The organism is Mycolicibacterium fluoranthenivorans (genome assembly GCF_011758805.1).
Classification (GTDB): domain Bacteria; phylum Actinomycetota; class Actinomycetes; order Mycobacteriales; family Mycobacteriaceae; genus Mycobacterium; species Mycobacterium fluoranthenivorans.
Genome location: NZ_JAANOW010000001.1, coordinates 2498321 through 2511677, shown reverse-complemented (window position 1 = coordinate 2511677; position 13357 = coordinate 2498321). Strand labels below are relative to the sequence as shown.

The window sequence follows — 13357 nt, the reverse complement described above, 5'->3', positions numbered from 1 at the left end:
CGTGCAGCATTACGACCTGACCATCATCGGTACCGGCTCGGGCAACAGCATCCCCGACCCCGGCTATGACGCCCGCTACGGCGATATGCGCATCGCGCTCTGCGAGCAGGGCACCTTCGGCGGCACGTGCCTCAACGTCGGCTGCATACCGACGAAGATGTTCGTCTACGCGGCCGAGGTCGCCCACACGGTACGGACGTCGGCACGCTACGGGATCGATGCGCATATCGACGAGGTCCGCTGGCCCGATATCGTCGACCGGGTCTTCGGCCGTATCGACCCGATCGCAGCCGGCGGCGAGGCCTACAAACGGGGGCTGTCCAATATCGACGTCTACGACAGCCACACCCGGTTCACCGGCGTGCAGCACGGCCGCTATCTGTTGCGTACCGAGGCCGGTGACGAGTTCAGCTCGGATCAGGTGGTCATCGCGGCGGGATCGCGTGCCTCGGTGCCGCCGGCGATCCACGACTGCGGCGTGGCCTACCACACCAGCGACACCATCATGCGGATCGAGGAACTCCCCGAGCATCTGGTGATCGTCGGCGGCGGTTTCGTGGCCGCCGAGTTCGCGCACGTGTTCTCCGCACTCGGGGTGCGGGTGACCGTCGTGGTGCGCGGGCCGGGAATGCTCACGCACTGCGATGAGACGATCTGCCATCGCTTCACCGATCTGGCGAAACAGAAGTGGGATCTGCGCACTCACGTCAACGTGACCGGAGCGCGCACCGAGGCGGGGCGCACGGTGCTCGAACTCGACGACGGGTCCGAGATCGACACCGATGTGTTGCTGGTCGCCACCGGCCGGATCCCGAACGGGGATCTGCTGGACGCGCAGACGGCCGGGGTGGCCGTCGAGGACGGCAGCGTGGTGGTCGACGAGTACCAGCGCACCACCGCGCGCGGCGTTTTCGCCCTCGGCGACGTGTCATCGGCGTTTCAGCTCAAACACGTGGCCAATCACGAAATGCGCGTGACCCGGCACAACCTGCTCCAGGACTGGGACGACACCGCGGCGATGGTGGCCAGCGATCACCGGTTCGTGCCCTCGGCGGTGTTCACCGATCCGCAGATTGCCGTGGTCGGCCTCACCGAAGCCGAGGCGCGAGACGCCGGTCTGGACATCGTGGTCAAGGTGCAGGGCTACGGGGACACCGCGTACGGCTGGGCCATGGAGGACACCGTCGGTGTCGCCAAACTGATCGGCGAGCGTGGCACCGGCCGAATCCTGGGTGCGCACATCCTGGGGTATCAGGCCTCCTCGATCATCCAGCCCTTGATCCAGGCGATGAGCCTCGGCCAGACCGCCGAAGAGGTTGCCACCAAGCAGTATTGGATCCATCCGGCCCTGCCGGAGGTGATCGAGAACGCGCTGCTGGGCCTGCTCTGACCCCGACCGAGGTGGTCAGGCTCCCGGCACGGCCTCCCAGCGTTCCTCGATCCGGCCGAAACGCCAGATCCCGAGGGAGACCAGCCAGGTCACCACGAACAGCCCGACGATGACGAAGCCGACGAATTCCAGGTCGGCCGAACCGACGGCGGCCAGCGGGCCCGACGTGATCCCCAGCCGGTCGACGAGCAGACCGGTCAGCACGATCACGCCGATGACCAGTGCGACGAAGACCGAGAGCACGGTGACGGTGAGGTTGTAGTACACCTTGCGGATCGGCTTGAGCAGCGCCCAGCCGTAGGCGCGGGCCATGAAGATCCCGTCCAGGCTGTCGAACAGGCTCATCCCCGCGGCGAACAGCACCGGCAGCACCAGGACGGCATACCAGGGCAGAGTGAACGCCGCCGCCCCGGCCGCCAGCACCAGCAGCGCCACCTGGGTGGCGGTGTCGAATCCCAGACCCATCAACAACCCGACCGGGTACAGGTGCCACGGCTTGCTGACCCGGTCCATCACCCTGCCGAGCAACCGCGCCAGGAAGCCGCGGCGGTGCAACTGCCGCTCGAGTTCGGTCTCGTCGAGCGCACCGCTGCGCATGGCCCGGAAGACCTTGGCGATACCGACCACCGCCGCCAGATTGGTCAGCCCGATCAGGATCAGGAAGGTGCCCGCGACCACCGAGCCGATCAGGCCCAAGGTCTGCAGCATCGCCGAGCTCTCGTCCTGGACCGGGCCGACGACGGCGCGCACGCCGAGCGCCAGCAGGAACGCCAGGCCGAACACCACACTGGAATGCCCGAGCGAGAACCAGAACCCGGACGACAAGGTCCGGGTTCCCTCACCCACCAGCTTGCGCGTGGTGTTGTCGATCACCGCGATGTGGTCGGCGTCGAAGGCGTGCCGCACCCCGAGCAGGTACGCCGTCAGCCCGAGCCCGACCCCGAACACACCGGCCGAGCCCAACGTGATGTGCTGGGGTGCCACCCCGAAAATGAGCACGCCCCAGCCGAATACGTGGAGCGCGAGGACCACACCGCCGAGAGTGGCGATCGAGATCACGTCGGGGCGATCGAAGCGCGAGGCCATCAACGGAGCGTAGGACGCCCGGGCACACCTGTCCAGATGAACAGATGATCAGGAATGCCGGGCGCCGATCCAGTGCAGCAGATCGTGCACCACATCGTCGTCGAGCCGGTAGGTCACCATCCGGCCGACCCGGGTGCTGGTGACCCAGCCCTGATCGCGCAACACTCGAAGGGCTTGCGACACCGCATTCTCCGAACGGCCCAGTGCCGCGGCGAGATCGCTGACGCAGATGCCGGGAGCCCGGTGCAGCGACAGCAGGATCTCGAGGCGATGCTGATCGGAGAGCAGATCGAAGCGCCGGGCCCAGCCACCGGTGTCGACATCGGACAGCGCGGCGGATGCGCGCTGCACGACGGCGGGGTCCCCGGTATCGGTCACCCGATGAATCGTAGTGAACGTCAGTCCAGGAAACCGTGCAGCAGCGCGGTCGAGCCGGCGATATGGGCCGCCATCGCCGCCCCGGCGCCCTCGGCGTCCCCGGCCAGGATCGCCATCACGATGGACTCGTGCTGTTCGTCGGAGTGCGCGATATTGCGCGACAACAGCGGGATCTGGTCCAGCAGGGCATTGATCCGCATCCGGTTCTGGGCCACCAGCGGTACCAGCGACGGTGATCCCGCGGCCTCGGCGATCGCCAGATGCAGTCGGGAATCGAGCCTGCGGTAGTCGTCGGGGTCGGCGCCGCGCACGTCGCGCAGGCGGGACCAGAGTCTCTCCCTGTCGACGGCGGTCAGGCTGCGCCCCGCCGCCATCCGCGCCGCGCCGACCTCCAGGATCTCCCGCAGCCGCACCGCGTCGTCGATCTCCTCCCGGGTGATCCCCGGCCGCTCGGCGCCGGTGGGCAGGACGGGCATCTCGGTGGCCAGGAAGGTGCCGCCGTAACGCCCGCGCTTGGAGACCAGATAGCCGGCGTCGGCCAGGGACTTGATGGCCTCGCGGACGGTGTCCCTGCTGACCCCGAGCCGCGCTGCCAGTTCCCGCTCCGGCGGCAGGGATTCCCCCGGCGCCAGCACACCGAGCCGGATGGTCTCCAGCAGCCGCCCGACGGTGTCCTCGAAGGCGTTGCCCAGCCGGACCGGGCGCAGCAGTGAGGATGCCGCCGCCTCCGCGGCGGGGCGCTCACGTGCGGGCAGTGGATCCGGCATCGGATCGGACATCGGATCGGACACGGACATCTGTCGAAACTTACTGTGCCGGCTCAGAGCGGAGTGACGTAGTGGCCACTGATGCCACCGTCGACCAGGAAGGTCGATCCGGTGATGAACGAGGCGTCGTCGCTGGCGAGGAACGCGACCGCGGCCGCCAGCTCCTCGGGCTCGGCGAACCTGCCCACCGGCACGTGCACCAGCCGGCGCGCGGCGCGCTCGGGGTCCTTGGCGAACAGCTCCTGCAGCAGCGGCGTGTTCACCGGTCCCGGGCACAGGGCGTTGACCCGGATGCCCTGGCGGGCGAACTGCACCCCGAGTTCGCGTGACATGGCCAGCACCCCACCCTTGGACGCGGTGTAGGAGATCTGTGAGGTGGCCGAACCCATCACCGCGACGAACGACGCGGTGTTGATGATCGAGCCCTTCTGGGCGGGCACCATATGGCGCAGGGCCGCCCGGCAGCACAGATACACGCTCTTGAGGTTGATGTCCTGCACCCGCTGCCAGGCCGGCAGCTCGGTGTTCTCGATCAGATCATCGTCGGGTGGGCTGATCCCGGCGTTGTTGAAGGCGATGTCGACTCCCCCGTGCACCTCGAAGGCGGTGTCGAACAGCCGATCCACCGCGGCTTCGTCCGAGACGTCGACCTGCACGAACGTGACGTTCAGCTCATCGGCGACGGCCTGCCCGGTGACCGGGTCGATATCACCGATGACGACGACGGCGCCTTCGGCCTGCATCCGCTTGGCCGTCGCCAATCCGATACCGCTCGCACCCCCGGTGATGACGGCGACCTTGTCCTTCAGTCGCTGGGTCAGATCCATCTGGCACTCCTCTGCTGGCTCAACTGTCCGCTTCACTCACGGCGAAGAAGACATTCTTGGTCTCGGTGAAGGACAGCGGCGCGTCGGGGCCCAGCTCGCGACCCAGGCCGGACTGTTTGAAGCCGCCGAACGGGGTGGTGTAGCGCACCGACGAGTGCGAGTTGACGCTGAGGTTGCCCGCCTCCACCGCGCGCGACACCCGCAGGGCCCGCGACACGTTGTCGGTCCAGATCGACCCGGACAGCCCGTAGGAGGTGGCGTTGGCGAGGGCGATCGCATCGGCCTCGTCCTCGAACGGCAGCACCGTCACCACCGGCCCGAAGATTTCCTCGGTCACCGTGCGGTGGGTGCGCTCCGGGGTGAGCACGGTGGGCGCGAACCAGTACCCGGCGCCCGCAGGGGCCGATCCGCGGAAGGCCACCGGCGCGTCATCGGGAACATAGGCGGACACCGACTCCCAGTGCGGTCTGGACACCAACGGTCCCATCTCGGTGGTGCGGACGGTCGGGTCGCCGACCACCACACCCTTGACGGCGGGTTCGAGGAGTTCCATGAACCGGTCGTAGACGTTGCGCTGCACCAGGATCCGGCTGCGAGCGCAGCAGTCCTGACCGGCGTTGTCGAACACACCGTAGGGTGCCGTGGCGGCGGCGCGCTCCAGATCACAGTCGTCGAAGATGATGTTGGCGCTCTTGCCGCCCAGCTCCAGCGTGACCCGTTTGATCTGTGCGGCCGCCCCCGCCATCACCCGGGTGCCGACCCGGGTGGAACCGGTGAACACCACCTTGCGCACCTCGGGGTGGGTGACGAATCGCTCCCCCACCACCGTTCCCGCGCCGGGCAGCACCTGGAAAAGCCCGGATGGCAACCCTGACTCAAGGGCCAGCTGACCGAGCCGGATCGAGGTGAGCGGCGTCCATTCGGCCGGTTTGAGCACGACCGCGTTCCCGGCGGCCAGCGCCGGGGCGAACCCCCAGGCCGCGATGGTCATCGGGAAGTTCCACGGGGTGATCACCCCGACCACACCGAGGGGCTCGTGGAAGGTCACGTCCAGGCCTCCGGCGACCGGAATCTGCTTGCCGGACAGGCGTTCCGGACTGGCCGCGTAGTAGGTCAGCACATCGCGCACATGGCCGGCCTCCCACTCGGCCTGGCCGATCGGATGCCCGGAGTTGGCGACCTCCAGCGCCGCGAGTTCGTCGATATGGGCGTCCACGGTCGCGGCGAAGGCGCGCAATCCCGCGGCCCGTTCCGCGGGCGCCAGCCGGGCCCAGCGACGCTGCGCCGACACCGCGCGTGCCACCGCGTCATCGACCGCGCCGACGTCGAGCAGATCGACGGTACGCAGCACCTCCTCGGTGGCCGGGTTGACGACCTCGGTGACGCTCATGAAACCCTTTCCGACGCATAACTGGTGGCGGCCTGCACCAGGCCGGCGAACAGGCGCAGGTCGTCGAGCCGTTCCTCGGGATGCCACTGCACCGCGACGACGAACTGCTCACCGGGCAGCTCGACCGCTTCGATCACCCCGTCGGCGGTCTCCTGAGCGCTGATGATCAACCCGTCACCGAGCCGGTCGATGGCCTGGTGGTGATAGCACTGGGCGTGCGAGGACTCGCCGATGAGGGCGGCCAGCCGGGTTCCGGGAACCGTGTGCACGGCGGAGGTGGAGAACACCGCGTTGCCCTGCTGGTGGCGGGTGTGGCCGAGCACATCGGGCAGGTGCTGGTGCAGGGTGCCGCCGAGGGCCACGTTGAGCACCTGGGCGCCGCGGCAGATGCCGAGCACCGGCATACCGCGGCGCAGGGCGACCGCCAGCAGCGCGAACTCCCACTCGTCGCGCGGACCGGCCGGCTCGTCGGTGGCCGGATGCCGTTGCTGGCCATAGCTTTGCGGGTCGACGTCGCGACCACCGGTGATGATCAGTCCGTCGACACCGTCGAGCACCCGCTCGGCCACCGCGGCGCCGGCCGGCTGCGGCGGCAGCAGCATCGCCGTCCCGCCGCCGAGGTTGACGCCCTCGATGTAGATCGCCGGCAGGAAACTGGCCTGCACATCCCACACCCCCGTCTGCGCCTGCTGCAGATAGGTGGTCAGCCCGATGACGGGTCTCATTCCGGCGTCAGAGCCGCTCAAAGCCGCGTCTCCTTTCCCAATCCGTGACGGCGCCGTTGAAGGCCGTCAGTTCGACACGCGCATTGTTGAGGTAGTGGTCGACGACGTCGTCGCCGAAGGCCGCCCGGGCCACCGCCGATCCCGCGAACAGATCGGCCGCCTCGGCCAAGGTGGTGGGCAGGCGTGGGGCCCCACCGCTGTAGGCATTACCGGTACATGCCGGTTCCAGTTCCAGGCCCTGCTCGATACCGTGCAACCCGCCGGCGATCAGGGCGGCGACGGCCAGGTACTGATTCACGTCGCCGCCGGGCGCGCGGCATTCCATCCGCATCCCGTGACCGTGCCCGACCACCCGCAGCGCGCAGGTGCGGTTGTCCATACCCCAGGCCACCGCGGTGGGCGCGAAGCTGCCGTCGACGAAACGCTTGTAGGAGTTGATGTTCGGCGCGTAGAACAACGTCAGCTCACGCAGGGTCGCCAGCTGGCCGGCCACGAAGCTGCGGAACATCGCCGACATGCCGTCGGGGTCGGCGTCGTCGGCGAATACCGCGGTGCCGTCGGCCCCCCGGAACGACAGGTGGATGTGGCAGCTGTTGCCTTCGCGCTCATCGTATTTCGCCATGAACGTCAGCGACTTGCCGTGCTGGTCGGCGATCTCCTTGGCGCCGTTCTTGTAGATCGTGTGGTTGTCGCAGGTGACCAGCGCGTCGGCGTAGCGGAACGCGATCTCCTGCTGGCCGAGATTGCATTCCCCTTTCACCCCCTCGCAGTACATCCCGGCGCCTTCCATCCCGCGCCGGATATCGCGCAGCAGCGGCTCCATCCGGGTCGAGGCCAGCATCGCGTAGTCGACGTTGTAGTCGGTCGCCGGCGTCAGCCCGCGATAATCGGCCGCCCAGGCGGCCCGGTAGCTGTCGTCGAACACCATGAATTCCAGTTCGGTGCCGACGAAGGCCGCCAGCCCCCGGTCGGCGAGCCGGTCGAGCTGCCCGCGCAGGATGGTGCGCGGCGCCTGGACCACGGGACGACCGTCGGGCCCACCAGAACCCCACGACAGATCGGCCATCACCAAGGCGGTGCCGGGCAGCCAGGGCAGCAGTCGCAGGGTGCTGAAATCGGCCGTCATGACCATATCGCCGTAGCCGGTCTCCCAGCTGGAGATGGCGTACCCGTCGACGGTGTTCATGTCCACGTCGACGGCAAGCAGGTAGTTGCAACATTCGGCGCCGTGGGCGGCGACGTCCTCGACGAACAACCGGGCCGACACCCGTTTGCCGGTGAGGCGGCCCTGCATGTCGGTGAACGCGACGATGACGGTGTCGATCTCACCGTCGGCGACGAGACGTTCGAGTTCGATCTGCGTCAGCATGACGTCCTCTCTACGACGAGAAGTCAACCATTACCGCCATGTGAGTAGCGCAGGGCAGCATCATTCACCTACAGATTTACACATCTGTCACGCCAAAGGTAGGACAGCAGACCAATAGCGGCCTATTCTCCCCCTAGATCAAGGGGCCTGCCCCGAAAGACGACGTTGAGGAGAACACCGTGCCCGAAGGCCACGAACTGCTCGATGAGGACGAGAGGCATCTCGCCAGCCTGGGTTACGCCCAGGAACTGCACCGGTCGTGGTCGGGATTCTCCAACTTCGCCATCTCGTTCTCGATCATCTCCATCCTGGCCGGCTGCTTCACCTCGTTCGGGCTCGGCTGGAACAACGGTGGACCGGCGGCCATCGCCTGGGGCTGGCCGATCATCTCGGTCTTCATCCTGATGATCGGGCTGTGTATGTCCGAGTTGGTCTCGGCATTCCCGACATCCGGTGGAATCTATTGGTGGGCAGCCAAACTCGGTGGCCCCAAGGCCGGTTACTACACCGGCTGGCTCAATCTCGTCGGCCTGATCGCCATCCTGGCGTCGGTGGCGTACGGCAGCGCCACCTTCCTCGACCTGACCTTGAGCACCTTCAGCGAGACATGGGCCTCCGGATACAGCCTGACCAGGGTCTTCGTCATGTTCCTGGTGATTCTGGTGATCGTCGCGACCATCAACATCTTCTCCTCGCACCTGCTGGCCGTGATCAACAACATCTCGGTGTGGTGGCATGTCGCGGGCGCGGTGATCGTCATCGCGATCCTGTGGCTGATCCCCACCCGGCACGCCAGCCTCTCCACCGTGTTCGCCACCACGGTCAACAACACCGGCTTCTTCGGCGGGTCGACCTCGGGGCTGGGGTTCCTGTTCTTCGTGCTGCCGATGTCGGCGATCCTCACGCAGTACACGATCACCGGATACGACGCGTCGGCCCACCTGTCCGAGGAGACCAAGAGCGCGGCCGACGGTGCCGCCAAAGGCATCTGGCGCTCGATCTTCTACTCCGCCATCGGCGGCTGGATCCTGTTGCTCACCTTCCTTTTCGCGGTCCAGGACGTCGACGGGGTGACGGCGGGCGGCGGCGCGGTCGCCACCATCTTCACCCAGGCCATGGATTCGAAGTGGGTCGGCATCGTGCTGCTGATCTCCACGGCGGGCCAGCTGTTCTGCACCACCGCCTGCCAGACCAGCGCATCGCGGATGCTGTTCGCGTTCAGCCGCGACCGTGCGGTGCCCGGCCACCAGCTGTGGTCCAAGGTCAACGCCAAGCGGGTACCGGCCAACGCGGTCATCGTCACCGCTGTGATCGCCGCGATCATCACGCTGCCCGCGCTGGTCAAGGTCGACATCAACGGCGCACCGGTCCCGGTTGCGTTCTTCGCCGTGGTGTCCATCGGTGTGGTCGGGCTCTACCTGTGCTTCGCGGTGCCGATCTACTACCGCTGGAAGGCCGGCGACGACTTCCCGCTGGGCAAATGGAACCTGCGCGGTCACCACAAGTGGATGGCGCCGCTGGCGCTGGCCGAGATCGTCGTCACCTCGATCATCGCGATGTTCCCGACCTCGATCGGCGGCGCACCCTGGGATCCCAGTTTCGAGTTGAAGTTCGTCAACTACACCCCGATCCTGGTGGGCGTCGTCCTGCTGCTGCTCGCGATCTATTGGCAACTGTCGGTGCGGCATTGGTTCACCGGACCGGTCAAGCAGGTCGACCTCAGCGGCGAGGCCCTGGTCGACGACGGGGTCTGACCGGCCCGCCTACGGATCATTCCCCTACCACGTGCTGGTGCGCATCACGATCTCGGCGGCGACCTGGGCGGTGGACTCGCCCGCGTTCCGCCGGCTGACCAGCTCCACCTGCCGGTACTCACCGTAGACGTAGCGCTGGCTGGCCTGTGCCACCGCACGCGCGGCCGGATTGCTCACCAGCACAGTGGTGTTCAGTTCCACCGGCGGACAGTGTTCGTTACGGACGACGCCGGACTGATCGGCGACCCGTGGATGTCCCCGGTCGATCACCACCAGCCCGATGAACCGATCCAGCCGCGTCGCCGCCAGTTCCCAGGCCAGTTCGCCGCCGAACCGATCGCCCACCAGCAGACCCCAGCGCACCCCGAGGGCATCGAGCACCCCCACCACCGCTTTGGCCGTCAACTGAGGGTCGGGATAGATGACGATCGTCCGGAGCGAGGCGGTATGCAGGCGCTGGCACACGGCGTCGTAGGCGCGGGCACCGGGCGCAGCGGCGCCGAGCAGCACCACCACCCCGCCCTTGTCGGGGCCCGCCACCTCGACAGCGACAGGCACCCCGTCGACGGTCACCATGGTCGAGGGCATTGCGTCACGCTAGGACATGTACGGGTCCGGCGCGGCCGTTTTAGCCGGTCTGGCACCGGCCGTCAGCGCTGCCCGATGCGGGCGGCCTGTTTGCCGGTCACGTGCAGGAAGGTCTGCGGCAAGGTGCCCTTGGCCGTGATGGCTGGGTCGGGCGTCGGAAAGCCGACCGCGAAAACCGCCATCCCGTCCACGTTTTCGAACGAGGAGTACACGCTGGTGCGCTCGCCGCTGAGCTGCATGGTCTGCTCGAAGACGAGCGCGCCCGGCCGCTCGGTGGTCAGACCGGTGGTGGTCATCGGTATTCCCGGCGACGACCGGTCGAAGAAGGTTTCGTAGTGCGCGCATCGCTGCGCCGTCGCCGCGATCGCATCCAGATCGAGTGGCCGGCTCAGCACGGTGACGAGCATGCGGACACCGTCGTAGCTGACGGTGTACTTGGCCGCACTACCCGGGCCGCGTTCGGCCGTCGCGGCGATCACCCGGGTGAAACCGTCACTGCACCCTTGCGGGGTGGACAGCATCGCCGGCGGTCCGCCAGTGCCGTCAGGTTCGCCGGGTCGTTCGACTATCCGGTCATAGCGCACTCCGGGTGCGAAGTCCGCCGACGTGAGCAGTACCGCCTCCAGCCGTGCGCCCGGCCAGGTGGCGGTCCCCGTCACGACGTGGGCGCATCCACTGTGGATGAGCGCGATCAGCATCGCCGGGACCAGCAGGCGTGCGATCATCGGCTCAGATTAACCACTGGTGAGCGCGCTGGCGATGACCGCGCGCCGCGGCGGACCGCCGAGCAGACCCAGAACTGCCTCGAGGTCGATATGCGCGGCCAGCGCATCTGCCATCACGTCCAGCTGGGCGTCGCGCCGGGCCTGCACGTCGGTGTCCGCGGCCACGACGAATCCGGTGCGACCCGCCGCGGCGGCGGCTTCGGTGAGCCAGGCCCGGCGCTCATCGTCGTTGTCCAGCAGGCCATGCCAGTGGGTCCCGAACACCGCGCCGCGGCGGATCCCCACCCCGAGCCAGTCCTGCTCACCGGACCGGCGCACCTGCCCGTGGTGAATCTCGTACCCGTGCAGCGGAGTCTCCCAGTGCCGCAACGTCTTCGCAGGATCGAACACGATATCGGCGTCCAGCAGTCCGAGGCCTTCGACCGTCCCGGACCGCGACTCGACGGGGTCGTCGATCCGGCGGCACAGCATCTGGAATCCGCCGCACACGCCCAGCACCGGCCGGCCGGCCGCGGCATGCCCCACCACCGCGGCGGCCAGTCCACGCTCCCGCAGCCACGCCAGGTCCGATACCGTGGCCTTACTGCCCGGCAGGACCACCACGTCGGCGTCGCCGATATCGCCGGGGTCGGCGACCCAGCGCACCAGCACACCGGGTTCACACGCCAGCGCTTCGACATCGGTGGAGTTGGAGATGCGCGGTAACCGGACCGCGGCCACCCGCAGCCATTCGGACCCGCGCGGTGGCACCGGCTCACCGAGGGTCGCGCCGGCGGTCACCGACAGCGAATCCTCGGTGTCCATCCACAGCGAGTCGAGGTGCGGGATCACGCCGTAGGTGGGCCGTCCGGTCAGCGCCTCGAGCTGGTCCAGTCCAGGGGCCAGCAACGCGGGGTCGCCGCGGAACTTGTTGACCAGGAACCCACTGATCAATTTCTGGTCCTCGGGTTCGAGCACCGCCACCGTACCGAACAGGTGCGCCAGCAGGCCCCCGCGATCGATATCGCCGACCAGCAGCACCGCGAGCCCGGCCGCACGCGCCAGGCCCATATTCGCCAGATCACTGGCGCGCAGGTTGATCTCGGCAGGCGAACCCGCACCCTCGCAGATGACGGCGTCGAATTCGGCTCGCAGTGAGGCCAATTCGTCGGCGACCACACCGGCGAGCTCGCTGCGGCGGGTGAAGTAATCGCCGGCAGCCATGGTGCCGGCGACCTGGCCGCGCACCACCAGTTGGGAGGTCCGGTCGCTGCCGGGCTTGAGCAGGATCGGGTTGAACCGGATGCTGGGCGCCAGGCCTGCGGCACGGGCCTGCATCGCCTGAGCCCGGCCGATCTCGCCGCCCTCGACCGTGACGGCGGAGTTGTTGCTCATGTTCTGCGCCTTGAACGGGGCCACCCGTATCCCGTGGCGGGTCAGCAGTCGGCACAGGCCGGCGACGACCATCGATTTACCGGCGTCGGAGGTGGTCCCGGCGACCAGCAGTGCACTCACACCAGGGTGAGAATGTCGGCGCCGTCCGCGGTGACCACCAGAGTGTGCTCGAACTGCGCGGTCCACTTGCGGTCCCTGGTGGCCACCGTCCAGCCGTCATCCCAGATCTCGTAGTCCAGCGCACCGAGGTTGATCATCGGCTCGATGGTGAACGTCATACCGGGCTCGATCACCGTCTCGACGGCCGGCTGGTCATAGTGCAGCACCACCAGACCGTTGTGGAACGTGGTGCCGATCCCATGTCCGGTGAAATCGCGAACGACGTTGTAGCCGAAGCGGTTCGCGTAGGCCTCGATGACGCGGCCGACCACCGAGAGCTGGCGGCCGGGTTTGACCGCCTTGATGGCCCGCATGGTCGCCTCGTGCGTGCGCTCCACCAGCAGCCGGTGTTCCTCGGACACGTCACCCGCCAGGAAGGTGGCGTTGGTGTCCCCGTGCACCCCGTCGATATAGGCGGTGACGTCGATATTGACGATGTCACCGTCCTCGATGACGGTGGAATCCGGGATGCCATGGCAGATCACCTCGTTCAGGGAGGTGCAGCAGGACTTCGGGAATCCCTTGTAGCCCAGCGTGGACGGATAGGCGCCGTGGTCGATCATGTACTCGTGGGCCACCCGGTCCAGGTGATCGGTGGTGACGCCGGGGGCGACCGCCTTCCCGGCCTCGGCGAGCGCACCCGCGGCGATTCGGCCGGCCACCCGCATCTTCTCGATCACCTCGGGCGTCTGCACCCAGGGTTCGTGGCCCTCGACGGCGGTCGGCTTCCACGCGTACTCCGGGCGCGGGATCGACTTGGGCACCGGAAGGGTCGGGGACAACTCGCCGGACCGAAGGGGCGCGCGAACAGGCATGGCGGTCAGC

Annotated in this window: 13 protein-coding genes; 2 read left to right on the top strand and 11 right to left on the bottom strand. The window is 67.8% G+C overall.

Annotation, left to right across the window (positions count from 1 at the left end; genetic code table 11):
• The first annotated feature begins 1 nt into the window (after window position 1).
• Window positions 2-1390, top strand: coding sequence for a mycothione reductase (gene mtr / locus FHU31_RS12125; RefSeq protein ID WP_167158567.1), 1389 nt, complete (start codon window positions 2-4; stop codon window positions 1388-1390).
• Window positions 1391-1405: 15 nt separating this feature from the next.
• On the opposite strand, the gene nicT is transcribed toward mtr, so the two are convergent.
• Genes nicT through FHU31_RS12090 form a run of 7 tightly spaced genes read right to left on the bottom strand, consistent with a single transcriptional unit; the run spans window position 1406 to window position 7932 of the window.
• Window positions 1406-2476, bottom strand: a complete 1071-nt coding sequence (gene nicT / locus FHU31_RS12120; protein WP_167158565.1) for a Nickel transporter NicT — start codon at window positions 2474-2476, stop codon at window positions 1406-1408.
• 48 nt (window positions 2477-2524) lie between these two features.
• The gene (locus tag FHU31_RS12115; RefSeq protein WP_090356706.1) at window positions 2525-2854 is read right to left on the bottom strand and encodes an ArsR/SmtB family transcription factor; all 330 of its coding nucleotides are present in this window, start codon (window positions 2852-2854) and stop codon (window positions 2525-2527) included.
• A 20-nt stretch (window positions 2855-2874) separates the two neighbouring features.
• Entirely contained in the window at window positions 2875-3621 is a 747-nt protein-coding gene (locus FHU31_RS12110) for a FadR/GntR family transcriptional regulator (protein ID WP_167160947.1), read from the bottom strand.
• 53 nt (window positions 3622-3674) lie between these two features.
• Window positions 3675-4448 carry a 3-oxoacyl-ACP reductase gene (locus tag FHU31_RS12105; RefSeq protein WP_090356707.1) on the bottom strand — a complete coding sequence of 258 codons (774 nt, stop codon included), beginning with the start codon at window positions 4446-4448 and terminating at the stop codon, window positions 3675-3677.
• Window positions 4449-4467: 19 nt separating this feature from the next.
• On the bottom strand, window positions 4468-5838 hold the full coding sequence (locus FHU31_RS12100) for an aldehyde dehydrogenase family protein (protein ID WP_167158563.1): 1371 nt from the start codon (window positions 5836-5838) through the stop codon (window positions 4468-4470).
• Window positions 5835-6563 (bottom strand): gamma-glutamyl-gamma-aminobutyrate hydrolase family protein, encoded by a 729-nt coding sequence (locus tag FHU31_RS12095; protein ID WP_167160945.1) that lies wholly within the window; start codon window positions 6561-6563, stop codon window positions 5835-5837. Before FHU31_RS12095 ends, FHU31_RS12100 begins: the two co-directional genes overlap by 4 nt.
• A gap of 7 nt (window positions 6564-6570) precedes the next feature.
• Window positions 6571-7932 (bottom strand): glutamine synthetase family protein, encoded by a 1362-nt coding sequence (locus tag FHU31_RS12090; protein WP_167158561.1) that lies wholly within the window; start codon window positions 7930-7932, stop codon window positions 6571-6573.
• 179 nt (window positions 7933-8111) lie between these two features.
• On the opposite strand from FHU31_RS12090, the gene FHU31_RS12085 reads away from it, so the two are divergent.
• On the top strand, window positions 8112-9686 hold the full coding sequence (locus FHU31_RS12085) for an amino acid permease (RefSeq protein ID WP_167158559.1): 1575 nt from the start codon (window positions 8112-8114) through the stop codon (window positions 9684-9686).
• A gap of 24 nt (window positions 9687-9710) precedes the next feature.
• Here the strand turns inward: FHU31_RS12085 and FHU31_RS12080 are convergent, their stop codons facing one another.
• The 4 genes from FHU31_RS12080 to map all read right to left on the bottom strand — a co-directional run bounded on the left by FHU31_RS12080 (window position 9711) and on the right by map (window position 13347).
• Window positions 9711-10274, bottom strand: coding sequence for an alpha/beta fold hydrolase (locus FHU31_RS12080; RefSeq protein ID WP_167158557.1), 564 nt, complete (start codon window positions 10272-10274; stop codon window positions 9711-9713).
• Between the two features lie 62 nt (window positions 10275-10336).
• Entirely contained in the window at window positions 10337-10999 is a 663-nt protein-coding gene (locus tag FHU31_RS12075; RefSeq protein ID WP_167158555.1) for a hypothetical protein, read from the bottom strand.
• A gap of 9 nt (window positions 11000-11008) precedes the next feature.
• Window positions 11009-12493 carry a cobyric acid synthase gene (locus FHU31_RS12070; protein WP_263988027.1) on the bottom strand — a complete coding sequence of 495 codons (1485 nt, stop codon included), beginning with the start codon at window positions 12491-12493 and terminating at the stop codon, window positions 11009-11011.
• The gene (gene map / locus FHU31_RS12065; RefSeq protein ID WP_090356723.1) at window positions 12490-13347 is read right to left on the bottom strand and encodes a type I methionyl aminopeptidase; all 858 of its coding nucleotides are present in this window, start codon (window positions 13345-13347) and stop codon (window positions 12490-12492) included. Before map ends, FHU31_RS12070 begins: the two co-directional genes overlap by 4 nt.
• Window positions 13348-13357: the final 10 nt, after the last annotated feature.

What these genes read in the sequence shown, in the direction of transcription:
- nicT (WP_167158565.1), bottom strand. Translation starts at nt 2,476, where the DNA reads ATGGCCTCGCGCTTCGATCGCCCCGACGTGATCTCGATCGCCACTCTC.
- FHU31_RS12110 (WP_167160947.1), bottom strand. Translation starts at nt 3,621, where the DNA reads ATGCCGGATCCACTGCCCGCACGTGAGCGCCCCGCCGCGGAGGCGGCG.
- FHU31_RS12105 (WP_090356707.1), bottom strand. Translation starts at nt 4,448, where the DNA reads ATGGATCTGACCCAGCGACTGAAGGACAAGGTCGCCGTCATCACCGGG.
- FHU31_RS12100 (WP_167158563.1), bottom strand. Translation starts at nt 5,838, where the DNA reads ATGAGCGTCACCGAGGTCGTCAACCCGGCCACCGAGGAGGTGCTGCGT.
- FHU31_RS12095 (WP_167160945.1), bottom strand. Translation starts at nt 6,563, where the DNA reads ATGAGACCCGTCATCGGGCTGACCACCTATCTGCAGCAGGCGCAGACG.
- FHU31_RS12090 (WP_167158561.1), bottom strand. Translation starts at nt 7,932, where the DNA reads ATGCTGACGCAGATCGAACTCGAACGTCTCGTCGCCGACGGTGAGATC.
- FHU31_RS12080 (WP_167158557.1), bottom strand. Translation starts at nt 10,274, where the DNA reads ATGCCCTCGACCATGGTGACCGTCGACGGGGTGCCTGTCGCTGTCGAG.
- FHU31_RS12075 (WP_167158555.1), bottom strand. Translation starts at nt 10,999, where the DNA reads ATGATCGCACGCCTGCTGGTCCCGGCGATGCTGATCGCGCTCATCCAC.
- map (WP_090356723.1), bottom strand. Translation starts at nt 13,347, where the DNA reads ATGCCTGTTCGCGCGCCCCTTCGGTCCGGCGAGTTGTCCCCGACCCTT.